This is a genomic window from Chryseobacterium carnipullorum (assembly GCF_900142785.1).
Taxonomy (GTDB): domain Bacteria; phylum Bacteroidota; class Bacteroidia; order Flavobacteriales; family Weeksellaceae; genus Chryseobacterium; species Chryseobacterium carnipullorum.
Genome location: NZ_FRCD01000002.1, coordinates 299,296 through 323,365 on the forward strand (window position 1 = coordinate 299,296; position 24,070 = coordinate 323,365).

24 protein-coding genes and 1 riboswitch are annotated in these 24,070 nt (G+C 37.5%); of the genes, 4 read left to right on the top strand and 20 right to left on the bottom strand.

Translation table 11 applies throughout. The features are described from left to right. Nucleotides 1–13 precede the first annotated feature (13 nt). The 6 genes from BUC06_RS03505 to lpxK form a co-directional block, all read right to left on the bottom strand. Nucleotides 14–1,486, bottom strand: a complete 1,473-nt coding sequence (locus tag BUC06_RS03505) for an alpha-amylase (protein WP_073329771.1) — start codon at nucleotides 1,484–1,486, stop codon at nucleotides 14–16. A 47-nt stretch (nucleotides 1,487–1,533) separates the two neighbouring features. Next, nucleotides 1,534–2,631 carry a DNA polymerase IV gene (dinB, locus tag BUC06_RS03510; RefSeq protein WP_073329774.1) on the bottom strand — a complete coding sequence of 366 codons (1,098 nt, stop codon included), beginning with the start codon at nucleotides 2,629–2,631 and terminating at the stop codon, nucleotides 1,534–1,536. A 42-nt stretch (nucleotides 2,632–2,673) separates the two neighbouring features. After that, nucleotides 2,674–3,129 (bottom strand): GNAT family N-acetyltransferase, encoded by a 456-nt coding sequence (locus tag BUC06_RS03515; protein WP_073329777.1) that lies wholly within the window; start codon nucleotides 3,127–3,129, stop codon nucleotides 2,674–2,676. Continuing rightward, entirely contained in the window at nucleotides 3,129–3,644 is a 516-nt protein-coding gene (locus BUC06_RS03520) for a TlpA family protein disulfide reductase (RefSeq protein ID WP_073329780.1), read from the bottom strand. Before BUC06_RS03520 ends, BUC06_RS03515 begins: the two co-directional genes overlap by 1 nt. Before the next feature lie 91 nt (nucleotides 3,645–3,735). Further along, nucleotides 3,736–4,560: a purine-nucleoside phosphorylase gene (locus BUC06_RS03525; protein ID WP_073329783.1), complete on the bottom strand. Its 825-nt coding sequence runs from the start codon at nucleotides 4,558–4,560 to the stop codon at nucleotides 3,736–3,738. Further along, complete coding sequence (lpxK, locus tag BUC06_RS03530; RefSeq protein WP_073329786.1) at nucleotides 4,544–5,569, bottom strand: tetraacyldisaccharide 4'-kinase; 1,026 nt, start codon at nucleotides 5,567–5,569, stop codon at nucleotides 4,544–4,546. The genes BUC06_RS03525 and lpxK overlap by 17 nt, the downstream gene beginning before the upstream one ends. A gap of 97 nt (nucleotides 5,570–5,666) precedes the next feature. Between lpxK and truA the strand changes: the two genes are divergently transcribed. From truA to BUC06_RS03545, 3 genes are all read left to right on the top strand, one after another. After that, entirely contained in the window at nucleotides 5,667–6,404 is a 738-nt protein-coding gene (truA, locus tag BUC06_RS03535) for a tRNA pseudouridine(38-40) synthase TruA (RefSeq protein ID WP_073329789.1), read from the top strand. Nucleotides 6,405–6,705: 301 nt separating this feature from the next. Further along, nucleotides 6,706–7,047 (top strand): hypothetical protein, encoded by a 342-nt coding sequence (locus tag BUC06_RS03540; RefSeq protein WP_073329792.1) that lies wholly within the window; start codon nucleotides 6,706–6,708, stop codon nucleotides 7,045–7,047. Nucleotides 7,048–7,271: 224 nt separating this feature from the next. Continuing rightward, on the top strand, nucleotides 7,272–9,029 hold the full coding sequence (locus BUC06_RS03545) for an ABC transporter ATP-binding protein (protein WP_073329795.1): 1,758 nt from the start codon (nucleotides 7,272–7,274) through the stop codon (nucleotides 9,027–9,029). Nucleotides 9,030–9,095: 66 nt separating this feature from the next. On the opposite strand, the gene BUC06_RS03550 is transcribed toward BUC06_RS03545, so the two are convergent. The 4 genes from BUC06_RS03550 to BUC06_RS03565 all read right to left on the bottom strand — a co-directional run bounded on the left by BUC06_RS03550 (nucleotide 9,096) and on the right by BUC06_RS03565 (nucleotide 12,976). Next, nucleotides 9,096–10,880, bottom strand: a complete 1,785-nt coding sequence (locus BUC06_RS03550) for a GEVED domain-containing protein (protein ID WP_073329798.1) — start codon at nucleotides 10,878–10,880, stop codon at nucleotides 9,096–9,098. 194 nt (nucleotides 10,881–11,074) lie between these two features. Next, nucleotides 11,075–11,665, bottom strand: a complete 591-nt coding sequence (locus BUC06_RS03555; RefSeq protein ID WP_073329801.1) for a hypothetical protein — start codon at nucleotides 11,663–11,665, stop codon at nucleotides 11,075–11,077. Further along, nucleotides 11,655–12,125: an RNA polymerase sigma factor gene (locus BUC06_RS03560; protein WP_073329804.1), complete on the bottom strand. Its 471-nt coding sequence runs from the start codon at nucleotides 12,123–12,125 to the stop codon at nucleotides 11,655–11,657. The genes BUC06_RS03555 and BUC06_RS03560 overlap by 11 nt, the downstream gene beginning before the upstream one ends. Continuing rightward, on the bottom strand, nucleotides 12,125–12,976 hold the full coding sequence (locus BUC06_RS03565) for an alpha/beta fold hydrolase (RefSeq protein WP_073329807.1): 852 nt from the start codon (nucleotides 12,974–12,976) through the stop codon (nucleotides 12,125–12,127). The genes BUC06_RS03560 and BUC06_RS03565 overlap by 1 nt, the downstream gene beginning before the upstream one ends. 632 nt (nucleotides 12,977–13,608) lie before the next feature. Here BUC06_RS03565 and BUC06_RS03575 point away from each other — a divergent pair. After that, nucleotides 13,609–13,821 carry a hypothetical protein gene (locus tag BUC06_RS03575; RefSeq protein WP_073329813.1) on the top strand — a complete coding sequence of 71 codons (213 nt, stop codon included), beginning with the start codon at nucleotides 13,609–13,611 and terminating at the stop codon, nucleotides 13,819–13,821. Between the two features lie 54 nt (nucleotides 13,822–13,875). On the opposite strand, the gene BUC06_RS03580 is transcribed toward BUC06_RS03575, so the two are convergent. From BUC06_RS03580 to BUC06_RS03625, 10 genes are all read right to left on the bottom strand, one after another. Further along, on the bottom strand, nucleotides 13,876–15,168 hold the full coding sequence (locus BUC06_RS03580) for an MFS transporter (RefSeq protein ID WP_073329816.1): 1,293 nt from the start codon (nucleotides 15,166–15,168) through the stop codon (nucleotides 13,876–13,878). Nucleotides 15,169–15,189: 21 nt separating this feature from the next. After that, nucleotides 15,190–16,602: a porin gene (locus tag BUC06_RS03585; protein ID WP_139263278.1), complete on the bottom strand. Its 1,413-nt coding sequence runs from the start codon at nucleotides 16,600–16,602 to the stop codon at nucleotides 15,190–15,192. Between the two features lie 102 nt (nucleotides 16,603–16,704). Continuing rightward, the gene (locus BUC06_RS03590; protein WP_073329819.1) at nucleotides 16,705–17,973 is read right to left on the bottom strand and encodes a sensor histidine kinase; all 1,269 of its coding nucleotides are present in this window, start codon (nucleotides 17,971–17,973) and stop codon (nucleotides 16,705–16,707) included. Then, nucleotides 17,970–18,647, bottom strand: a complete 678-nt coding sequence (locus BUC06_RS03595; protein ID WP_073329822.1) for a response regulator transcription factor — start codon at nucleotides 18,645–18,647, stop codon at nucleotides 17,970–17,972. Before BUC06_RS03595 ends, BUC06_RS03590 begins: the two co-directional genes overlap by 4 nt. Nucleotides 18,648–18,739: 92 nt before the next feature. Beyond that, nucleotides 18,740–19,501, bottom strand: a complete 762-nt coding sequence (locus BUC06_RS03600; protein ID WP_073329825.1) for a DUF3575 domain-containing protein — start codon at nucleotides 19,499–19,501, stop codon at nucleotides 18,740–18,742. Between the two features lie 312 nt (nucleotides 19,502–19,813). Then, entirely contained in the window at nucleotides 19,814–20,458 is a 645-nt protein-coding gene (ribB, locus tag BUC06_RS03605; protein WP_073329828.1) for a 3,4-dihydroxy-2-butanone-4-phosphate synthase, read from the bottom strand. A 90-nt stretch (nucleotides 20,459–20,548) separates the two neighbouring features. Continuing rightward, nucleotides 20,549–20,674, bottom strand: a riboswitch (FMN riboswitch). Nucleotides 20,675–20,889: 215 nt separating this feature from the next. After that, nucleotides 20,890–21,375: a toxin-antitoxin system YwqK family antitoxin gene (locus tag BUC06_RS03610; protein ID WP_073329831.1), complete on the bottom strand. Its 486-nt coding sequence runs from the start codon at nucleotides 21,373–21,375 to the stop codon at nucleotides 20,890–20,892. A 59-nt stretch (nucleotides 21,376–21,434) separates the two neighbouring features. Continuing rightward, on the bottom strand, nucleotides 21,435–22,193 hold the full coding sequence (locus tag BUC06_RS03615; protein WP_073329834.1) for an SMI1/KNR4 family protein: 759 nt from the start codon (nucleotides 22,191–22,193) through the stop codon (nucleotides 21,435–21,437). 22 nt (nucleotides 22,194–22,215) lie between these two features. Then, on the bottom strand, nucleotides 22,216–22,980 hold the full coding sequence (locus tag BUC06_RS03620; RefSeq protein ID WP_073329836.1) for a LytR/AlgR family response regulator transcription factor: 765 nt from the start codon (nucleotides 22,978–22,980) through the stop codon (nucleotides 22,216–22,218). Continuing rightward, on the bottom strand, nucleotides 22,977–24,008 hold the full coding sequence (locus tag BUC06_RS03625) for a sensor histidine kinase (protein ID WP_073329839.1): 1,032 nt from the start codon (nucleotides 24,006–24,008) through the stop codon (nucleotides 22,977–22,979). Before BUC06_RS03625 ends, BUC06_RS03620 begins: the two co-directional genes overlap by 4 nt. Nucleotides 24,009–24,070 lie beyond the last annotated feature (62 nt).

Below are 24,070 nucleotides of genomic sequence, written 5' to 3' on the forward strand. Positions count from 1 at the left end.
TCGATTTCAGGACTTACTCAGAAATCCATACACTTACATTGCCTGCCGGAACCGGGAAATTACCCCATCCGTTGTCATCAATCATTACTTTTTCATTACTTCTGTTAAGCAGATCATAGAATTCTTTTCCGGAATAGCGTTTCCCCATTTCCATGGGTTTGGTGTAAGCATCTTTATTGCTCAGGACAACAGCACATCCCGAATGTTCATCATCTCCTTCACGGGTCCAGCCCAAGCAATTGGCATCTTCAAAATAATCTCGCTGAGCCCCGTAGGCATGGTCTTTTCTTGCGGTAAGAAGCTCTTCAATACCGTCTACTTTCTCAAGGAAAATTTCCTGGTCATTGCCATCTCCACCTTTATCAGTATAATGCGCACCGTAAAGATCAGGGTAGAAAACACATGGATAGCCACTTTCACGAAGAAGGATCAGGGCATAAGCTAATGGTTTAAACCACGCTTCCACAGGAGCTTCAAGATCTTGCAGAGGCTGTGTGTCATGGTTATCCACAAGACTTACGGAATGCATAGGATCTGCCTGTGTAAGGGTTTCGTCAAAAATTCTTCGGAGATCGTAAGAACTTCCTTCGTTGGAAGCGGTATGAAAATTATTTTGCAGAGAACTGTCAAAAAGACTCATGCATCCTTCCGTTACATCAATATACTTCTGAAGAAGACTAAGCTGCCCCGGAGCCCAGTATTCTCCGACCGCAAAAATGTTTTTTCCTGAATTGGAACGCAGCATCGTCAGCCATTCTTTGTAAAAATCAAAAGAAATATGTTTTAAGGCATCCAGTCTTACCCCATCAAAATCAGTCAGTTCAAAATACCATTCCGCCCAGTTGTTCAGTTCCTCACGGACAAAAGGATTCCGGTGTTCGATGTCGTTATACATCAGGTAATCATAATTTCCCTTTTCATCGTCAATCATCTCTTCCCAGTCGTTACCATATTCAGACTGTATTTTGAAAATATGGGAGTCCATGCCTTCAGCATAATCCACCCCGCTGAAACAGTTGAAATTCCATTCAAAATCAGAATATTTTTTTCCTCTTCCGGGAAAGGTGAATTTAGTATAAGATTCAATTTCCATGACATCGGAAATAATCTTTTCCCTGTTGTTTTCGTCTACTTTTACCGCTTTAAACTTTTCCAGTTCGTCGCCCCCGGCCTTATGCCCGAGAACGATGTCAACGATAATGTTGATATCTTGTTTTTTTAAAGCTTTAATAGCTTTAAGATAGTCGTCATGAGTACCGTATTTGGTGGGAAGACTTCCTTTCTGATCAAATTCTCCAAGGTCATAGAGATCATAGGCATCATATCCTACTGAATAACCTCCATTCGTTCCTTTATAAGCTGGGGGAAACCATACTGAGGTGATTCCTAATTTTGCCAGATGGGAGGCCTGTTGTTCTGCTTCTTTCCATAATTTGCCATTTCCTTCAGAATACCAGTGGAAAAATTGAATCATCGTCGCGTTCATAAGTCGTAATTTGGTTGGTTTCCTACAAGATAGTGAAAATTTTTCACCTATTGGTTTTCAAATTCTTCGAACGGGATTTTTAGTTGAATAGAAATCTGTTTTTTTTCTTCTGTATTGAGATGGGAGAGGGAAAGGCCCAATAATCTCACGGGTTTATCGAAGGGTCTGAGCTCCCAGAGCTTTTTCCCCGTGTTGAAATATTGCTCAGGAGAAGTGAAATAATCCTCCTTTGTAAAGCTTCTCGTAAAAAGAGAAAAATCTTTGTATTTAATTTTCAGAGTTAAGGCTCTTCCAAGAATGTTATTCTTTTGCAGACGCTGATGAAGTTCCTGACTCAGATGTTCCAGTTTTTCATTGATCTCCTGATCATCAAACAGATCTTCAAAAAAAGTTCTTTCTACCGCTACACTTTTCTGAATGCGATGAGGTTTCACTTCGGAAGCATGAATACCGCGAACGACATTGTAATAATAACCTCCCGATTTTCCAAAAAGCCGGGTCAGTTCTTCTATCGATCGTTTCTTTAAATCTTTTCCCTTATAAATACCTAAACTAAACATTTTGTTAGCCGTAACTTTTCCTACACCATAAAATTTTTCGACAGGAAGTTCTTCAAGAAAACCTTCAATTCTATCAGGATGAATGGTCTTCTGCCCATTCGGCTTATTGATGTCGGAAGCTACTTTCGCCAGAAATTTATTCACGGAAATTCCCGCAGATGCAGTTAAACCCGTCTGTTCAAATATTTTCTGACGAATCTCTTTGGCGATCTGATTGGCAGATTCCATAGCTTTCTTATTCTCCGTAACATCCAGATAGGCCTCGTCCAGAGAAAGAGGTTCTACCAGATCCGTATATTCATGAAAAATTTCCCGGATCTGTTTTGATATTTCTTTATACCGGGCAAAGCGGGGAGGAACAAAAATTAGATGCGGACATTTTTCCTTGGCTGTTTTGCTGGGCATAGCAGAGCGCACTCCGTACTTCCTGGCTTCATAACTTGCCGCTGAAACTACCCCACGATGTTCTCCTCCCACAGCAACAGGCTTTCCCTTGAGTGACGGATCATCATGCTGCTCCACGGAAGCATAAAATGCATCCATATCAACATGAATTATTTTACGGGTGGGAAAAGAAGAATCCATACCGCAAAGATATGGATTCATTTATTTTGAATTAAATTCTGATCATGTTTTCATTCTCATCGTAACAATTAATGACTCAAAACCTGCTTTTTCATAGGCTTTTAAGGCAGATTCGTTTTGAGCGTAAACATCCAGCCTTATTTCGTGAATGTCTTTGGACTTTGCCCAGCCGATCAGTTCGTCTAGAATCAACTTGTTAACTCCCTTTCCTCTGTGCTCAGGCTTTACATACATAAAACCCAGATAAGCGTACGTTTCAAAATCAGAATAATTATTTTCCGTTTGTTTGATTTTTGCATACCCGGATGCGATGACTTCGTTATTATCTTCCGTCACCAGTACCAGTGAATCCTCAGATTGTATCAGATGAAGAAGATCGTAATAGTGAATCTCTCCATCTTTAAGGGTACTGTTAAAGGGTCTTTCTGCAGTAACAATTCCCTGCTCAAATTCTAAAAGGATTTCTAAATCCTGTTCTGTAGCTACTCTTGTAATCATTATTTCAAAAGACGGTTTATCGTTTCCTGGATCTCCGGATCTTCCGGTGAAATCGCGTAATATTTTGCAATAGAAGACTTTTGATCCACCACCATATATCTTGGAATCCAGTTCAGATCAATGTAATTATTGAAATCATTTTTCCATCCTGAAGAAAACCAGTAGTTATCCTTGTCTTTCATATTGAATCTGTCCAGACTTTTGTCAAAACCTTCTTTTGATCTTTCGAGTGACAGGAATACGAAATCTATATTGGGATTGTTTTTCTCAAGTTCTTCTGCTTTTGGAAGTGCTTTTAAACAATCTCTGCACCATCCGGCCCAGAAATCAATCACTAAAACTTTTCCCTTATGCTGATCCAGAATTTGTTGAATGGTCACATTTTTACCTTGTTCATCTTCGAGCTTTTGTACCAAAGCTTCTTTAGAAAAACTGGTTTTTAGAACTTTCGGTTGCTGCTGTGCATAGCTCACCCCGAAAACACTGATCATAAAAATTAAGGCTAACTTTTTCATTTTTTCAATTTCATATACAAAGCTAAACAATGAAACGCAATTGGAGATTGATTTCTTATGAATTAGGAAAAATTGATGAGATCGAAAATTTCTATAAAGAATTATGATAATTTTTTACCAGACCTTTCACCACAGCAATCACATTCGGCATGGCTTTATTGGCAGCATTCAGAACTTCTTCGTGAGAAACAGCAAAGGCAATGTCAGGTCCTCCAAGATCAGTAATAACAGAGATGCAGAAAGAATCCATTCCCATATGTCTTGCAACAATGACCTCCGGAACAGTGCTCATTCCCACCATATCACCACCGATGGCTTTGATCATTCCGTATTCTGCAGGCGTTTCAAAAGTGGGACCCTGTAAGGCCACATAAACACCCTGATGAATTTTAATATTATTTTCCATCGCCGCTTTTTCAGCAATTTCGATCATTTTTTTGTTATACGGCTCGCTCATATCCACAAAACGGGGTCCGAATGAATCTATATTTTTACCACGAAGCGGATGTTCAGGCATCATGTTGATATGATCTTTTAAAATAACGATATCTGCAACGTTATAGGCTGGATTTACACCGCCGCAAGCATTGGAAAGGATGAGGTTCTTTATCCCTAAAAGATGGAAAACCCTGATGGGAAAAGTTACCGTTTCCATAGAATGACCTTCATAATAATGAAAACGTCCGCTCATCATCAGAACTTTTTTGCCTTCCAGAATTCCGTAGATCAGTTTTCCGCCATGTCCCACCACTGTGGTCTGGGGGAAATGAGGAATTTCAGGGTATTCTAAAATATGGATGGCTTCCACTTCATCCTGCAGTTTTCCCAGTCCGGACCCTAAAATGATCGCGAAGTCTGGTGTTTCCCTGATAATATTTTTAATGAAATCTGCGGTCTGCTTAATTTTTTCTAACATAATCTAAGATGATTTGGTTGAATTCTTCCTTTTTATCAATGATGACATTGATAGGCCAGTAGTAAACAATTTCTCTAAGATAATCAAAAGTTTTCAGACGTACATAATCTTTCTCCGTAGTCAGGATCAGTTTGTATTCCCCTAATTTTTTATATTCTGCCGTAATTTTTTTGATGTCATCATCCGTAAAATTATGATGGTCTCTGAATTTTAAATGCTTCACCCGCTTTGAGAATTTTGCAAGGTGCTCAAGAAGAGGTTTTGGATTGGCAATTCCTGTGATAAGAAGGATATCATAATAATTCAGGTTATTGTCCGGAAGCATTTTGTCTTTTCCGTACACATTTTCGTCATATCCGATGGATGAAAAGAAGACCTTCTGATTGTATGACGGTTTTATTCTTGAAATATAATAGCGTTTGGTTTCTTCGGTAAGTTCATCAGGACATTTGCTGACCATAATGATATCTGCCCTTTTTGACCCGTTTCTGGATTCTCTTAAATCTCCGGCCGGAAGAAGATGATCTTTAAAATAAGGGTCATTAAAATCAGTCATCAGAATGTTGAAACCAGCTTTGATGGCTCTGTGTTGTAAAGCATCATCAAGAACAAGAACATCAAGATCCATATCAGCGATCACCTTTTTGGCTCCTGGAACCCTTTCTTCTGACACGGCAATGACGAAGCGGTTTTTGAAGCGCTCAAAAAGCTGCATGGCTTCATCGCCCACTACTTTATAATTGCTGTCGTAATTCGTGACTTCGTAGCCTTTGCTCAACCTTCCGTATCCACGCGAAAGCACGCCTGTCCTGTAATGTTTGGACAGGTATTGGGCAAGATACATCACCATAGGCGATTTTCCGCTTCCGCCCACAGAAAGGTTTCCGACATTGATTATCGGAGTCTTGAACTTTGTCGTTTTAAAAACTCCCAGATCATACATTGTGTTTCGGATACCCGTTACCAAATGATAACCAAGGGAAAAAGGATAAAGGTACCATCTTTTCATACGTTTGCAAAAATAGGAATTTTCATAAGGATTTTAAGCAATATTCTGAAAGACTTTTCATTAAATTAAAGTATTTTTGTGGAGTTATTTTAATACATTGAGATACTTTATAGAATTTTCTTACAACGGGAAAAATTATTTCGGTTATCAGATACAGCCGGACGCTATTTCTGTACAGGAAGAGCTGGAAAAAGCACTTTCCACTATTTTAAGGGAAGAAATTAAAACTACGGGTGCCGGAAGAACGGATACCGGTGTTCATGCTAAAAAAATATTTGCCCATTTTGATACGGAGAAAGAGTTGGATGTGATGAATCTTCCCTATAAACTGAACAGTTTTCTTCCGCCTGATATTGCCATAAAAAAAATGTTTCAGGTAAAAGATGATTTTCACGCCCGTTTCGATGCGACGTACAGAACGTATGAATATTATATTTCTCTGGCAAAAAATCCTTTTACCCAGGAATCTGCATGGCAGCACTGGAAAAGACCGCTGGATATCAATAAAATGAATGAAGCCTGTAAAATTCTGTTTGAATATGAGGATTTTACGAGTTTTGCCAAATTAAAAACGGACAACAAAACCAATATCTGCAAAATGTACAAAGCAGAATGGGAGCAGGATGGAACAGAACTTAAGTTTACGGTTTCCGCCAACCGTTTCCTCAGAAATATGGTCCGTGCTATCGTAGGAACCATGGTAGAAATTGGAAGTGGCAAAATAAAGCCTGAAGATCTTCGTAAAATCATTGAAGATAAACATCGGAACGCTGCCGGAACCTCAGCTCCGGGTCACGGATTGTTTCTGGTGGACGTGGGATATGAATTTCCATAAGAACACGCTCTCATCTTCATATCAGCACGATAAATAATTGAATATTGGCTTGTTTAATGGTTTTTTAAAGACAAAACAGGCAGAGGCGTAATTGTATAAGACAAGAAATTCAAAGGATTTTCCCTGTCACTTTCTGTTTGTTTGCATTATGAAAAAAAATGTTATTTTAGCAGGTAACGACTATTTCCATGTAAAACTTATTTGATTCTCTTTTGTAATGCAGGTGTTTATTGGAAATAGATGAAGTACTGAATAATGAAATCAGGACAGACCTGAATTTTTAATCTATAAAACACGAATTATGTTATCAATTTTTATTCTTATCGGGGCCTACCGGTATTACGCACAGCTTGCTGAAAGGTTTGGCAAAACAAAATGGCACTATGGACTTTTAGCGATTGGAGTATACCTGGGAACTCAGCTGTTCTTTGGTTTCTCTTACGGAATTTATAAAGGTGTCACAGATCCCGATTCCCTTGACGGAGTAGACTACACAGGATTTTCTTTAATCAATATGATCAGCTGGGTCATTTCCATTGCAGCGGTATATGGAGTGTATAAGCTTCTTGAAAGAAAATTTTTAAAGGAAAATATCAGTAAACCTTCTCTGGAAATTGAAAAAATTGGAGATCAGGATCTGTAAAATTAGGTAGGTTAGGTTTCGAAAGTCACCTTTATGCTGGCTTCGGTTGCCTTCGCCACGATCATTGTAACTTACCTGTTAACACAAATCCACCAAAATATATTCATATTGTAAATGACACTTATCTGAAATTTTCTATGACGATTTGATCAACTTGTAAAGGCTGTCAAATTATAAAGTCTTATTTTTGCATAGAATTTTAAATTCTTTCTTCAACTCGTACAATGAAAAAACAAGATACCTGGGGGATTGTTAAGAGGCTATTCTTTATTGGAATGAAATTCCGTTCATGGTTCATCCTAACTTTAATAATTTCCGTCATACTGTCCGTGGTTTCTACCTATCGACCTTATCTTACCATGCAGGTGGTAGACAATGATATTACCAAGCTGAAGGATAAAGCGTTGATGATGCAGCATATCTACATTCTGGTAGGTTTGGTTTTTGCAGAAACTATTTTAAACTTTTTCTTAGTTTACTTTTCAAATTATATTTCGCAGAATGTTATCCGTGATATTCGCGAGAGACTGTATGCCAAATTGATTTATTTCAGGACATCATTTTTTGATAAAACTCCCATCGGCCAGTTGGTTACCCGTGCCGTGGGTGATGTGGAGACGATTTCTACAGTGTATACTGATGGTTTTCTGATGGTTTTCGGAGATATTCTGAGAATTGTATTCGTTTTGGTGATGATGTTCAGCACCAATGTTCATCTGAGTTATATTACTTTGGCGATCCTTCCCTTAATGGTGATGATTACCAGGTTTTTTCAGAAGAGACTTAAAAAAGCTTTCGGAGATGAAAGAACGTGGACGGCCAATCAAAACTCTTTCGTTCAGGAAAGACTGGCAGGGATGTCCATTATTCAGGTGTTCAACAGACAGGATGCTGAGTTCAAAAAATTTGATGATATTAATATTACTCTGAAAAGCGCTTTACTGAGAACGGTTTTTATCTTCTCTTTGTTCTTTCCGGTTGTAGAATTGATATCCTCATTATTCATTGGATTTATCCTGTTTTATGGAGGATACATTACGATCAGTGCTGGTGTTGTTATCGCATTTATTCAATATATTTCAATGCTGATCCGTCCGTTAAGACAGATTGCAGACCGCTTCAATAATATCCAGAGAGGTCTTGTAGGGGCTGAAAGAGTATTGGGTGTGATGGATGAAGATTATGCCATGCCGAATACAGGAATCGTGAAAAAAGATCATTTCGATGGTAAAATTGAATTTGAAAATGTTCGTTTTGCTTATGATGATAAACAGGAAGTGCTGAAGGGAATCGATTTTAAAGTAAATCCAGGAGAAACAGTTGCTATTGTGGGGGCTACAGGTGCTGGTAAATCTACGATCATCAGTCTTATCACAAGACTTTATGATATTAATTCCGGAAGAATCGTGATTGATGATGTTGAGGTAAAAGATTATGAACTCTATAACCTGAGAAGTCATATCGGTGTGGTGCTGCAGGATGTATTCCTTTTCCACGGAAGTATCTTTGAAAACCTTGCCTTTGGTGATGAAAGCGTTACCTTGGAAAAAATAAAAGCTGGAGCCAAAGAAATTGAAGTTGACCAGTTTATCGAACAGCTTCCCGGTGGTTATGATTTTGTGGTCAGCGAAAGAGGTTCCTCTATTTCTTTAGGGCAAAGACAGTTGTTATCTTTCCTTAGAGCCTATTTATCAGATCCTAAAATTCTGATTCTGGATGAAGCCACTTCTTCTATTGATCATGAAAGTGAAAAACTGATTCAGAGAGCCACGGAAAAGATTACTAAAAACAGAACCTCAATTATCATTGCCCACAGGCTTTCCACCATTGAGAAAGCAGATAAAATAATTGTGATGGAACATGGAAAAATAGTAGAGGAAGGAAAACACTTGGAGCTACTTGATCAGAACGGATACTACTCAACCCTTTACAAAGCTCAGCTCAGACATGAGGTAGAACTTGAAGAAGAGAAGCAATCATAGTCCATTGACTGGTATAAAAGTAAAAAGAGAGCCCTGGAGCTCTCTTTTCTATTTGGAATGAATTTCTTAGAATTTTAATTTTTTGGTGAGTACTTTTCCGTTTTCCAGAACCGCAGTTACGGTTAAGATCGTATTCTTTTCGTTGACAGGGAATCTGAATTCGGATGATTTTATATCTGTTCTGGTGGTAAGGAGTCTTCCCGAAGCATCATAGATATGTAATGATGAAATTTTCAGATCACTTTTGATCAGCACAGCATTCGCATCTTTTGTAATGTCGGCAGTGCTTGTCTTGACAGTATTTCCTACAGAGAGTACAGTCTGACGTTCGATGATTACGGAATAATCTTCAACCTGTCCGTATTTTGGAGTAGAGCAAGCGGTAACGGCTGTTCCGTTAAATTCTCCGATTACTCTCATTCTTAAAGGAGTATTAGCAACAGCATTTGCTGGTGGAGTTACCGATATGCTCGCTACAGAACCGTTGCTGATCCCGCTTTGATTAAGGACTAGTTCCGAGGTCTCATTGAATTGTCCGTCATTATTATAATCGATATATGCCTTTATAATATGGGGATTGCTTGTTCCCGGTGCAACCGTAAGCGTTGTTGCGGTATTGGCTGGAATGGTCGTTTTTGAAACCCCGGCACAATAGTTTCCGGTAAAGTTTTCGTAGAAATTATTAGAAGCCTGCTTGTAGTTGGCAGAATAATTATTGATGTTGGCAAATTTCACAGAAGTAACACCAATGTTGAAGTTTCCTGGATTCGTCATGGAAGTAGGAGTACAAGCTGCGGTTAAAACAGAACTGTTGTTAGGAGTCGTGGTAGATGCAACCGGAGAGTTGATCAAAGACTGTCTGTACTGCAATAGCTGCGCGGTGGCTCTGTCTGCCTGTCCCGTTGTAAATAAGTTTCTGAAACAGTAGGTATAGGCCATGACGTTTTTCTCACCTCCTGCATAGATTTGGGTCGTACAAGGATTGATCTGTCCCGTTTGGCAGCTGCTTGGAACAGACGAGTGGTAAAGACTTTTCATAGGTTCCGTATCACACACCAGATCTCCCTGCAGCGTACAGTCTGTATTCGTAGGGCAGGCTCCTGTAGATTCATTGTACCCTTCATGAGTGTGACGCAGGCCCAGAGCGTGTCCGAATTCATGGGCTAAAGTCTGTGCATTCACGGAAGATGCGTTAGTAGACATGAAAGAATAGTCATTACTGCCGCCCGGATAATAAGCAAATCCGTTTAATCCTCCTGAGTTAGAGGTTAGTTTTTTAACGACATAGATATTGTAATACTTGCTCGTATCCCACATCCCCAAAGCGGTAATTTCGGAAGCGGTTACAGCATTGGTTGTATTGTCATTATTGACTCCGCCGCTTACATATTTAGGTAAATTAGATGCATTAATTCTATTGATTCCGTTGGTTGTATTACAATTTGGGTCTACTTTGGCAAAAACAAATTTTACAGGCAGTACCGCGCTGGTTCCGGACATTCCGCTGGAAACACTTCCGGAAAATACCCCATTGGTATAATTTACCCATGCGATAATATCCGCATCAGATTTGTTATTCACAGTTCCGATGGCACTTCCGTCGCCTACTACATGAACAACGACAGGGATTTCATAGACCAGCTTTTTATTGATCGTTTTGGAAAACTTCCCGCTTTTGATCAGTTTGGATAATTCCAGATTAAAGGCATCATCCTGAGCTTTCTGTTCGGGATATCTTTCATAATGTTTCCGCATTAATTCATCAGTTCCGCATTCCTGGAATTCCTGCTTTTGGGAGTACAAGTTGGAACATAAGGTTCCTGAGATAATTAAAAGTAGTAGTTTTTTCATAATTCTTATAGTCATGATTTCGTTAAATAAAAATAATAAAAAATTATATAAATGCGGAAATCGCGAAAAAATTCATTAAATATTCTGATTATAAGTAAAATTTTTTATATTTATGATGAAAATATTGTTTTATTACATGGTTATGTGAAAAGTGTGAATTTTTTATTTGCCATTTTTGAAAGCACTAATCAATATTATTGTTTTAACTGATTATTAATTTCTTCAAACTTATCAATAAGTCCGTTCAGTTTAGCCTGCTGTTTTTTTATCGTCTTAGGTCTCAAATAAAACCAATTGAAAGCAATCCATAAAAAAGTAACAGCATAAACGGTTATTCCGTAAAAGACAGTCATTCTCGAAGTGTACTCATACATATACAGACAGATCCCCATGAACAACATTATAAAATAGATGTTCATCATGGTGGTCTGTATAAATTTCTGTTTGCTTTTCAGAGAGTACAAGCTGTTCAGATATTCCGTATTGGTTTGGGTATTGTCCAGTTTATAGAAATTCGTAAACAATTGATTATAGGCAGACAGAAAAATGACCATAGCCAGAATAATTAAAATAATCCCTATTTTGCTTGTCATCAGTTGAGGTTGGTAATGGTACCAGATCAAGCCTATCCCTACACTCGTTACGATTAAAAGAATGTTGGTAACGGCAAGTTTTCGGATATTCTCGTTTTTAAATTTTTTCAGTCTGCCAAGCAGTTCTTCTATGCTGGGTTTCTCAGTGGTCTGTTGTTTCCACAGATTTTTAAAGTCAATATTAGTAGCCATTTTCTTTGAATCTTTTTGTTAATTTTTCTTTTATCCTGTGAATTCTTACCCGGATATTGGATTCAGAGAGTCCAACGATGCCGGCAATTTCTGCCTGCTTTACTTCCTCGAGTTCCAGAGAAATAATAATACGATCTGTTTCCGGCAGCTCTGAAATAAACTGATAAAGACGCTGTATCTGGGGTTCAACGGATTCCTGTTTTTTTTCCTCAAGATGAATGGGAAGATCAGCTTTCGCAAATCTTTTCTCCCTTTCGATCTGTTTTAAACACGTATTCGATGCAATTCTAAAGATCCATGTCCCGATACTGGACTCATTCCTGAATTTTGGAAGCTGTTGCCAAACAATAATGAAGGTTTCCTGTGCAAGATCCTGTGCCAGTTCAGAATCATTGACATACCCCATGCATAAACGGAATATCTTCTGCCAGTATAATTCATATATCTCTTCAAATACCATTAGTGAGATGATAAAAAGTTATTTAACTGTTCAAAGTACCATTCTTTGTCGTCATACATGATAAAATGAAGTCCTTTGGTAGCATATCTCATATCTGCATTCTTTAAATTTTTATATTGAGCTTCAATAGCTGGTTTGAAATTTACAAAATAAGATTCCAGCAGGATGAGTGAAGGACACTGAATCGTTTTTATTTTTTCACGAAGATCGGTATTGGTAAAATCGCAGTACATCTTTGCAAACGTTGTTCTGTCAGATTTCATACTCCAGCCAATTACCGTTTCCTGCATGGAAGAATCGGCTACAAGACGGGGGATCGTGCCGGTTTGCATTTGTTTAAATTGTTCCTCATTCATTGCTTTCAATCCATTGATGGTGGCGCTACAGTCATTGTTTTCTTTAGATTTAAAATGGGGATCTGATAGTGCGGCTAAACAGGGAAGAGCATCCACAACAACTATTTTGGAAACCAGTTCAGGGTAATCTGCGGCGATTGCCAGTGCCATACCGCCGCCCATACTATGTCCGATAATAATAACTTTTCCAATCTTCAGATCTTTTAGATAATCAGCAATTCCTTTTTCCCAGTCTTTAAAACTGGCATCTGCCAATGGTTGTACTCCGGCAAATCCTTTCATGGACAATACGTAGCAAGAAAAGTTCTTGTCAAATTTAGTTACAGTTTCATTCCATACCTCTCCGGAAGAGGCAAATCCCGGAATAAAAATGATAGACTGGTTACCTTTTCCGGTTTTTTTTACTTCAAAAGGATAGGTCTTTGTCTGTCCGAATATATTGCATACGGCTGCAAAAAACAATATCAGAATGAAGAAGACTTTGTATTTTTTCATTGTATAAAATTTTAAGATGAATCTGTCTTTTAGAGAGAGACTTATTTAAAATGTTACAATATGTTTTAAGTTATTTTAAATTTTTTGGTACAATGGAATGATATCAGGGTTTGGGTAATTTAAAAATGTTAATCATCCGCTGTCATGGTGAGGAGCGCAGCGATCTCACAACGATCAATTTTAAATCAAAAAATCATTATCAATATTTTCTTTTTCCTGCTGAAAATTTTCAAATTTTTATGCTTTAAAATACTTTGGAAGAAAAAAACACTGTGTGAAGGTACCGTTCTCACAAAATTTACATGAATTTTCTATATAACAGGGGGGTAAAGCTGCACATTCCAATGCTTTATCTCGTTTAAAAGAAGATTTGTTTTTCTGATAGTTTTTCCTGAATTAATGGGCTTTTCAAATAGATTTTTCATTCCGGGCGATGGGCTGTATTTTATCTGAAAAGTTTCAAAAAATGTAAAATTGGTATAAAAATCGAAAATTAAATAAAAAAATAGCATTTACATGATGATTATATTAGAAAATTCACTAATTTTATTACGAATTTAGAAGATGCCCCGGTTAAATGAAGGGGGATAAAGTGAAAAATTGAAATTTTTAACTAAAATCCAAAAATATAAATGAGCAATATACAAGATGAATTTGAAGTCTTTAAAGACGAACTGAAAAAACTGAATATCGATGTACAGAAAGTAGTGAAAGTAGGAAACGGAAGCATGGATTTCCATGAGGTTTTTTACAAATCACCAAGATACCACGACGTGAAGAGTGTATATGTCCAGCGCCATAATCTGGATAGTATGGTGGAGAAATTTAAAAAAGCTTACCACTAAAAATAAAACGGGCGCCGCAGAGAATCTGCGGCGCCCGTTTTTATACTTGATTTATTAATCTTTATCCAGTGATGAGTTGTCCTTGGTATCTTTCATCCCTGCATAGACGATGAGAGAGAATAAAATACATCCGGTGATGTACCAGTAAAAATATTGCTCTGTTCCTGCCTGTTTGAACCATAGAGCCACATATTCTGCCGTTCCACCGAAAATAGCTACCGTAAGAGCATAGGGAAGTCCTACTCCCAGCGCCCGGATTTCAGAAGGAAAGAGTTCTGCTTTTACAACAGCATTAATGGAAGTGTAGCCGCTCACAATGATCAGGGCTGCCATAATCAGGAAAAATGCTGTCCACATCGAAGTGGTAGTACTTAAAGCCGTTAAAAGCGGAACTGTACAAAGGGTGCCAAGAATTCCAAAACCTAAAAGCAAAGGCCTTCTTCCTATCTTATCAGACAACGCTCCGAATACAGGCTGCAGACAGGCAAATATAAACAGTGAAATAAAGGAGATCAGGGTTGATTGCTCTTTAGTAAGATGAACCGTATTGACCAAAAACTTCTGCATGTACGTTGTGTAGGTGTAAAAAGCCAGAGTCCCTCCCAAAGTCAGACCGATCACGGTAAGCAACGCTTTAGGATGCTTAAGGAGTTCTGTCACAGTTCCTTTTTTCTTGTCGCTCACCTCTTTTTTATTTTCAAAAGCTTCAGTTTCATGAAGATTGGCTCTTAAATATAAAGCAATCACAGAGAGTAGTGCCCCAATTACGAAAGGAATTCTCCATCCCCATTCTTCAAGCTGAGTCTCCGTTAAAAGCAGTTTCTGTAAAATCAACTGAATTCCTAATGCGATCAACTGGCCGCCTATAAGGGTTACATACTGGAAGCTTGAGTAAAAACCTCTGCGGTTTTCCGATGCCATTTCGCTCAGGTAGGTTGCGGAAACACCGTATTCCCCGCCAACGCTTAGTCCCTGAAGTAATCTTGCAATTAATAATAATGCAGGAGCAAGGATTCCGATAGTCTTATAGGTAGGAGTAAGGGCAATAAGAAGGGAGCCGAAAGACATTAAAAGTACAGAAAGCGTCATCGCTTTTTTTCTTCCGATCTTATCTGCAATACTTCCGAATATCCATCCACCAATGGGTCTCATCAGAAATCCAACGGCAAAAATTCCTGCAGTATTCATCAGCTGTGCATTCAGGTCAGAATCCGGGAAAAAAGAATTGGAAAAGTAAATGGCAAAAGCTGCGTAGGCATACCAGTCGTACCATTCCACAAGGTTTCCTACGGAGCCACCCACAATGGCTTTGATCCTTTGAGCAGTTGTAATTTGAGTAGTATTCATATAAGTAAGATATTAAATTTTTTAAAGTACGATTTGAAAAGACAGTAGAAATTCACCTTTTCTGTCAAAAATTGTTTTGGAGGTGATATCATAGAGTGGTCTGCTGCTGTATTGAGCGACGATTCTTGCATTTTGACCATACAGATAAAGACTGGCTCCCACGTCATAATAACTTCCATTCTGGTTAAGCGCTTTCATGTCTTTAAGGGCATAATTGAAGAAGGGCTGCACCTTTAGAATTTTACTGAATTTCGGAATCACAAAGCCTATTTGTGAAAACCAGATATTTCCTGTTCCCATCAGAATTCTGTTGTTTCCGGCTCCTTCCAGTGCTTTCTGTCCTGTAAAGGCTGAATTGGAAGTACCGGGATTCAAAAGACCACTTACTCTTAAATAATCAGGTCCATAGTTATAATTATAGTAAACCGAATACAAAGTAAGTCCCATTTCTTTACTTTTGTCGCCTAGGGAAAGTTCAGTATAAACATCTGCTCCAAAAATATTGACATTGTGGGATTCAAAAATATTTTCTGAAGGTTGAGACTGGGTTCCTTCTTTATTGGTATAAAAACCGGCTCCCAGGTTCAGAATTTTTTTGGTGGCTAAATTATTTCCGGGCAGAAAAGACGTTACGGTCGTTTCCTTGGTAAAAAACTGATAAAAGGCATATCCGGAATAAGACAATTTCCCGCTTTGATTATTGTCTACGGCTGCACCTCCCACAGCAGGTTTTAAATTGGTAGCAAAAGGTTTGTTGACACTGAAACGATAATTAATCCGATCGAACTCCCCATGAACAAAAATACCCAATTGTCTTGAAAACTGGTCAGCAATTTCTATGGTCGGGAAATTAAAAACCGGAATATCACCTGCAAGCATTTTCGTGGTACTTGCATTGGTGAGCCTGCTTACTCCATTCCATGAATGAAGTCCAGCTCCTAAATAGAGGTTGTTTTTATTCGGCTTTCCTGTCTGAAAATCATTTCTTGGAATAATGGCGAATTCATTATAAGCATCATGAAAAAAGAAAGGCGCTTTTTTTCCGGCCCCACTGTTTCCCGTACCTGTTCCACCGCCTGAGATGAAACTCTGATTATTGATTCCCATCTGCAAAAACACAGAATAAAAAGGCGTAACCTGACTCTGAACCGTTAATCTCATTCTCCGTATTCCTGCATCATAGGTCTGCTCCTGAGGAACTCCGTTCACCAATGTCCCGGGGTTATTATCGATACTGCGTAACCAAATCTGGCTTGAAATACCGAATTTTAACCATTTATCCCCTTTGGAGTTGAGATTTATTTTAAGTTCTCCTACATCTAAAGGATTTTTTTCAGAAGAAACTTCTTCTGTAGTTTTTTTTACACTCACGGTATCCTGACCATACATACTTTGCATAACAGTTAAACTGAAAATAATAATTAATTTTTTCATTGGCGCTTTTGTTTGCACCTAAACAATACATAAATTCTGAAGAAATTCTGAAGTTTTCATAAAATTTAAACATTTGATGCTATGTTTTTGAATTTCAGTATTTTATTTTATGAAATTGATCCTTATTGTATGCAGGTCGTTTTCAAATTGATAGAATATTTCAGCGTCATAAATCTCCAAAATTTTCTTCACGAGGGCTAAACCGATCCCAATGGAGTTCTGATTGGGATTTCCGCGCTTGAATCTTTTGAACAATTCTGCAGTAGGAATGGTGGGAGGATTTCCCGTATTGGAAATTTGGAAATACTTTTCTGTAAGCAGGACAGAGATTTTTCCGTTTTCTATATTGTGTCTTTTGGAGTTATTGATGAGGTTGTTGACGACAATTGTTGCCAGGTTTTTATCAAAATTAAGATAAACATCCTCATGAATATCTTTTGTCACCGTAAGATTCTGAATTTCAAAAATATCTTCAAAATAATAAAGCCTTTCCTGAAGTAAGTCAGAAAAATTGATAAGCTGGGAATCGTTCTTTTCAAAATGTTCCAGCTTGGCAAGAAGAATAAGGGATTGATTGATCGATGAAAGCCTGTCCAGTTCATCATTCATGGAAGAAAGAGTGATGAGTTGATTTTCCGAAAGCTCACTGTCCATCAACAGTTCTATTTTCCCTTTAATGGAAGCTAGCGGTGTTTGTAATTCATGAGAAGTATTTTCAGAAAGTTCTTCCAGGAGATTGTAGTCTTTTTTGGAGCTTTCAGTCATTTTCAGTAAAAATGTATTGAGTGATTTAAATTCTTCGGTTTCTGTTTTCATCAGATCCATCGAGCGGTTATCTCTCAGACTGAATTTTTTTATTTCATCTATCGCATGATAGAAAGGATCAAGAATTTTTTTAGACACCAGAATGCTCACGATAATGGTCAGAATAATAAGAAATACCATAATCCATGCAATCACCATGATGATGCTCATCAGAAAATTATTTTCAATAATCGTAATGTATCTTACACTGGTGATGGCATATCTTTTATGGTGAATGACAGGGTAGGTGGTCACGGTGATCCTGTTCATGTGGGACTGTATACTTTTGTTCCAGATGTATTTTTCTTCAATAATTTTTTCCTTGATATTTTTAGAGTTCAAAGGAAGAATATTGATCTGGGTTTGCCGGTGATGAAACTTTAAATAATCATAGGTGGAATCCTTTTCCAATCTATGGGCTACATAGGTATTTAAATCTTCAAGTTTAAGAATAGCGGAACGCATCGTTGCCCTTTCAAAAGCAAAATAGAGAATGGCAAACCCTGTGATCAGCACGAAAAATACCAATACCGTGAATGCTCTGGCAAAACGGAAACTTAAATTCATTTATCAATCCATTTATAACCTAATCCGTAAACGGTCTGCAGATAATCTTTTCCACCCGCATCAATCAATTTTTTTCTTAAATTTTTTAAATGCTGATAGACGAAGTCTACATTGTCAATGCTGTACGTGTAATCACCCCAAAGATGACTTGCAATGGCCTGTTTGGAAAGCATCCTGTTCTGATTGTTGATAAAATAGATCAGCAGGTTCAGTTCTTTTTTGGTAAGATTGATCAGTTGATCATTGATTTTACATTCCTTAGATTCCAGATCGATTTTGATTTCATTGAAACTTAGAATGCGGTTGGCCTCCGGTGTTTTTCTTCTCAGGACAGCTTTTATTCTTGAGTGAAGCTCGGGTAAGGAAAATGGTTTGGTAATATAATCATCGGCTCCGTCATCTAATCCGGTTAGTTTTGTATCTAAAGAATTTTTTGCCGAAACAATAATGACACTTGATCCGGGAGTATAGTTTTTAATGTGCTTCAGAATATCCAGGCCGTTTCCATCGGGAAGCATCAGATCCAGAAGAATACAGTCGTACTCAAAAAGCTCAATTTTTTCTAAAGCTTCCGTCGCATCACAGGCTACTTCACAGACGTAATCTTCCTTTTTAAGATAATCTGTGATATTGGCTGCAAGATCTTTATGGTCTTCTATGATGAGAATTTTCATGCGAAAGGATTAAACCGGATACATTAATATCCGGTTTAAAGATATAAAAAAACCGTTCAGAAAATCAAGAACGGAATTTTTTAATAATATTTTTAAAACCTGTATCCAATGGAGAGACCGCTTCTGAAGCCGGCCCAGGGACCGTCTACCTTTACTTTAGCGCCATTGGCATTGGTTTCTACGGTATAATCTACAAAAGGAATATCCAGATTTTCAATTTCTTTCTTCAGCTGAGCCTGCATTTCAGGAGTCAGAATAAAATCGCTGGTCATGGTAAAGTCGCCTTTTCCGCTTCCGTAATGAGCGCCTGCAATCCAGAAATCAAGGACCAGATTTTGGCTTCTGGTGAGGAAAAACTGTACTCCAACCATCAGACCGCCACTGTTTCCACTGGTACTTCCCTGTCCTTTAAGAGGAATTTGATAGGTATTTCCGTCGATGGCATTATAGTCATAATAGAAATCAAAACTGTTGGAAGAAACATCGGAATATCGGTAATAGGGGGCAAAATAAAATCCTTTTCCATAACCTTTACCGATGTAGAATCTAGGTTCAATGGTGAAATTCGTAGCTTTTACTCTCAGGTTCTGGAATCTTTTCTCATCTTCATCCTTCAAAAATGCATTAATAAAAGGGACTTTTCCCTGGGTCATAGCTCCAAAACCTACATTAAGAGAGAACCATTGAGTGATGGCTCTTTCGTAGGACAGGTTGATATTTCTGAATGCGTAAGCTGTTACGTTGGTCTTAATGATATTCATTTTATCAACGGGAACAGTCTGGACAGTCTGAATTTCCTGCGCGCCTGCCTCTGAAATCAGAAAACAGGGTATTAAGATGAGAAGCTTTTTCATGATGTTATATTTTGTAGTGTAAAAAAGTATCAGCAAAAAGTAGGCAAAAAATTAATAATATTTCAATATGGATTGATTTTTAACTTAAAAATAATGATATGGTTGGTATTTGTGTTATTGTGATGGGCAAAATAAAATAGTGTTAGTGAAAAAATCATTCGCTGAGTAAAGTGATGAATGGATGATGCAAAATCATTGAAAGGAGGATACAAAAGGGTATAGTTTTGATATTAACTTATTTTTAATAACTTGTTTAAAAGAAAAAACCACCCGGTACAATCGGGTGGCAGTTCTGTGCGTTATCTCTTTTTTTTAGTTGCTCATGATTTTACGATAGGTGTAAATATCTTCAATCGTCACTACACTCATTTCTTTGAGAGATGCAAATTTCACAATCTCCGGAAGCCTCGCCATGGAGCCGTCTTCATTCGTCAGTTCGCAGAGTACGGCATCATCACCGAGATTGGCCATTTTCACAAGATCTACACTGCCTTCTGTATGGCCGCGTCTTTCGAAAACACCACCTTCATTTGCAATCAGTGGGAACACGTGTCCGGGACTTGCGATATGAGCCGCCTGAGCATTTTCGGCTACGGCAGTTTTGATGGTTGTAACTCTGTCTTTTGCAGAAACACCGGATTCTACGCCTTCTTTAGCTTCAATAGAAATGGTGAATGCGGTCTGGTTTTTTGAATTGTTGGTTTCCACCATCGGACGCAGATTTAAGTGTTTGCTTTTCTCTTCCGAAATGCACAGACAAACAATGCCGCTGCATTCACGGATCAGGAGTGCCATGTCTTTTTCTGTAATGGTGGAGGCGGGAAAGATGATGTCGCCTTCGTTTTCACGGTTTTCATCATCTACTAAAAGAATACCTTTTCCCTGTTGTAGTTTTAGAAGTGCATTTTCTACACGTTCTGTGGAGGTTGCTCCAAATTGTTCTAATAATTTTTCCATGTTATTTTACTTTTAAAAGTTAAAATAGTCTTCGGTACATGGAAATGAAATACGGCACAATAAGCCCGTAAGGAATCTTACTGACCGTTTCATTTTCTTCTCCCATCCAGACTGTAACTGTCGGTTTTGGAATTTCACCAAATCAGTCCTTTCAAAAGAAAGGAGTCGCGGACTGTAACCGCCGGTAGGGAATTGCACCCTGCCCCGAAGAAAACTTATACTAAGTTTTACTGTATGTTCTGATTTAAAATTTTATTTCATTGATTCTATTTAACGCACAGACCACAAATTTCGTAAAGTTTTTTGAATTGGAGAAGAGATTTTTGATGGTATTTATAGATTGCCATTATAAATTACAAAAAAAAATCATTCTGAACTGAAATGATTTTTTTGTGAAGTTTTTGATAAGCTTTTTCTTTGAAAAAATTAATCTAGAGAATTTGTTTTCCCTCCTTATAGTTTTGGATTGTTTTTTCCTTTCCATCTTCATTGTACATTTCCCATCTTCCATTATATACTCCATTTTTCCAATTTCCTATGCCCCGAAGATTTCCGTTTTCATACCAGTATTCATGAGTTCCGTTAGGTTTTCCATTTATAAATTCTCCTTTCCGGGCTTTTTGACCATTTGTATGCCAGTATTCCCAAACCCCATTTTCTTTTAAATTTTCAATTTTACCGCTTGAGTATAATGTTCCGTTTAAATAATAAACTTTTTTAAATCCATTGGTTATTGGCTTAAATTCAATTGTTTTTGCTTGATTTTCATTTAAATTCTGGCCATTTTTTATGAAGTCTTGCTTAGCAATCAAGGTATTTCCAAGATAAACTTCATATTCGTCTAAGTTTACATTTTGGGAGTATAAATTCTTATTTACAAAAATGATTAGAAATAAGATAAGGAGTATTTTATCCATAGGTCAGATTAGAATTATTGTATCTTGTAGAGCCTTTACGTGTTTTGTAACTTTGATTTTTATGATTCGTATTCTTTTAAATAAGTCACGAGTTTTTTCTCTATGAAATCAGATAATGAGTTCGCTATTTTTATGATTTTTGGAAGGCTATGTTCGTGGGCAAAGCTATAAATATTTTGATTTTCCAAACTGTACAGCAGCTGATCTCCATCACCATACAACCAAAATTCACCTAAGACTAAGTATTGTTTTTTTTGAATTGTTTCCGTACTTAATTCCTGAAAATCGATTTCTATACCTTCCAGCTTTAGGATGGATACATTTCGGTACCATGTTATCAGGTCTTCGGACAATTGGATAGAAAGTTCTTTTTCTTTATTTAGAATAAATTCCTGTTGTACGCCCGCTTCGATGATGTCAGAGATGCTATATGAGTAGGTTAATTGTCTGAAGAATTTTGGATAGCGGTCTTTTAAATAGCCGAATTTGTTTTCAACCTCTTCCTGAAGCTGTTTTTCTTTTTGTTTTTCAACTTTGCAGAAATCATCAAATTCTTTTTCCCAGCCTTTTTTATAGCGATCAGAAAGAGTCGTGTTAACATTCATGGAATTCAACCATTCAAAAGCGCCCAGCTGCCCGATGTAGGCGTTCCGGCTCTCACTGAAACTTTCTTTGTTTTTTATTTTAAGAAAAGCCGTTCTCCCACATATTTTTTCTATGGTGCCTTTATGAGCTGTGAACCAGGCCACCCATTCCTGAGGCGTGAGTTTTCCTTCTGTGAGGCTGATGAATTTTTCAATAAGGTCCTGTAGCATCATATCCTTTGTATTCTGATAAAATCTATTTTTCTATCCACTCCCGGAAGAGAGGGGTATTGCTTTGACTGGTGACCAGATGTTTTTCATACCCGGCAATCTTTAAAGCTAATGAATTTTTAGAATAGCGTTCAATTCTTTCGATGAATTTTTTATTCACCAACTCGCTGCGGTTGATCCTGAAAAAATCGAGCGGATCAAGCTGGGTTTCCAGTTCTTTTAAAGTAGATCTGTTTAACAGATGTTTTTTTCCGGTTTTATCAATGGCAAAAACAACTCCTTCATCTGCCTCAAAAAACAGGATGTCTATGGTCTCAAAAAAGTAAATTCCCAGACTGGTATTAGCAGAAAACCTCGTTTTATATTTTTCCAAACGATTTCCGATGATTTGATTCAATTTTAAAAACAGAGCATCATCTGTAGATTCATGGTTTCTTAACAACAGGAATTTATCCCATGCCTTCCGGAATCTTTCAAATGAAAAAGGTTTTAAAAGATACTCAATTCCATTGCTCTCGAATGCATTCATCAGGAACTGATCATAGGCCGTTGTAAAAATAATGGGGCAAGAAACCTGTACTTCATGATAAATATCAAATGCATTTCCATCTAAAAGTTCAATGTCAGAAAGGATCAGATCAATAGATTTTGTTTTTTTTAGAAAACTTACAGCTTCAAGTACAGTATCTATTTCTGCTTCCACAGAAACGGTTTCTTTTACTTGATCCAGAAATCTTCTGAGCTTTTTTCTGGCCGGGATTTCATCTTCAACGATAAGAATTTTTATCATTTTTCTTGTAATGGAATTATAGGTAAAGTTACTGAAAACTCATTTTGAGTATGGAGGATTTCAAACTGCTGATTGGCTAAAAGAGTGTATTGTTCTTTCAGATTCCGCAACGCTCTTCCGGAAGTTATTTTTGTATTTCTTTTTTCAACAATATTGTTCGATACCACAAGGTTATTATTGATAAAGATCTTTATCACAACAGGATTTTTTTCTGTTCCTACATTATGTTGAATAGCATTTTCCAGCAGCAACTGCAGGGTGAGGGGAACAATCGTTCCCTTTATTCCGGTATCCTGGATTTCAAGGAGATAAGCATGGCCATATTTGTGCTGCATCAGTCCAAAGTACTTTTTTGCAAAGGAGATTTCTTCATCGATGGAGATCAGACTTTTGTCGGAAACCTGGAGCACATAGCGATATAGATCAGCAAATTCGTTAAGAAAATCAGACGCTTTATATTGATCTTCTTCAATTAACTGGTCCAAAACATTCAGGTTATTAAACAGAAAATGAGGATTGAGCTGTGATTTGAGCTGGTTGATCTTAGTTTCAGAAAATGCCTGATTGTACCTTTCGATTTGCTTTTGTTTTTTTTTATTTTTTTGGTAATAGTAAAATGCAAGGAAGAAGCTCCCATAGATAAAGGTATTCATTATTTCAGAGAGGGTCGATAAAGCCAGTGACTGCTGATTAAAGTTTCTTTCAAAAGTATCAAATACAAGGGAAATGAATACCCCCAATATTTTCATGACCATTAAATAGACCAGCATTGAAATACTGAATATTTTTAATGCTTCTCTCGTGCTAAATGTTTCGGACTTCTGCCAGTGCCTGATAAAAATATACATGACGAAGAACAGAATTCCGGCACTAACAAAAGACATGACGGCCGCCTCTGGCGTAAAAATATACCAGTCCAGTTTTTTCCTCACCAGCAGTCTGATCTGTATGGATTGTGCATAGCCGAACAGAAAAACAAACAGTAAAAAGTATTTGCTTTGCCTGGCTTCATTCAAAATATTTTTCATAAAGAGCATATTCATAGAATACAAAATAGCCCTACAGGAGATGGAGGGCTATTAAATTATTG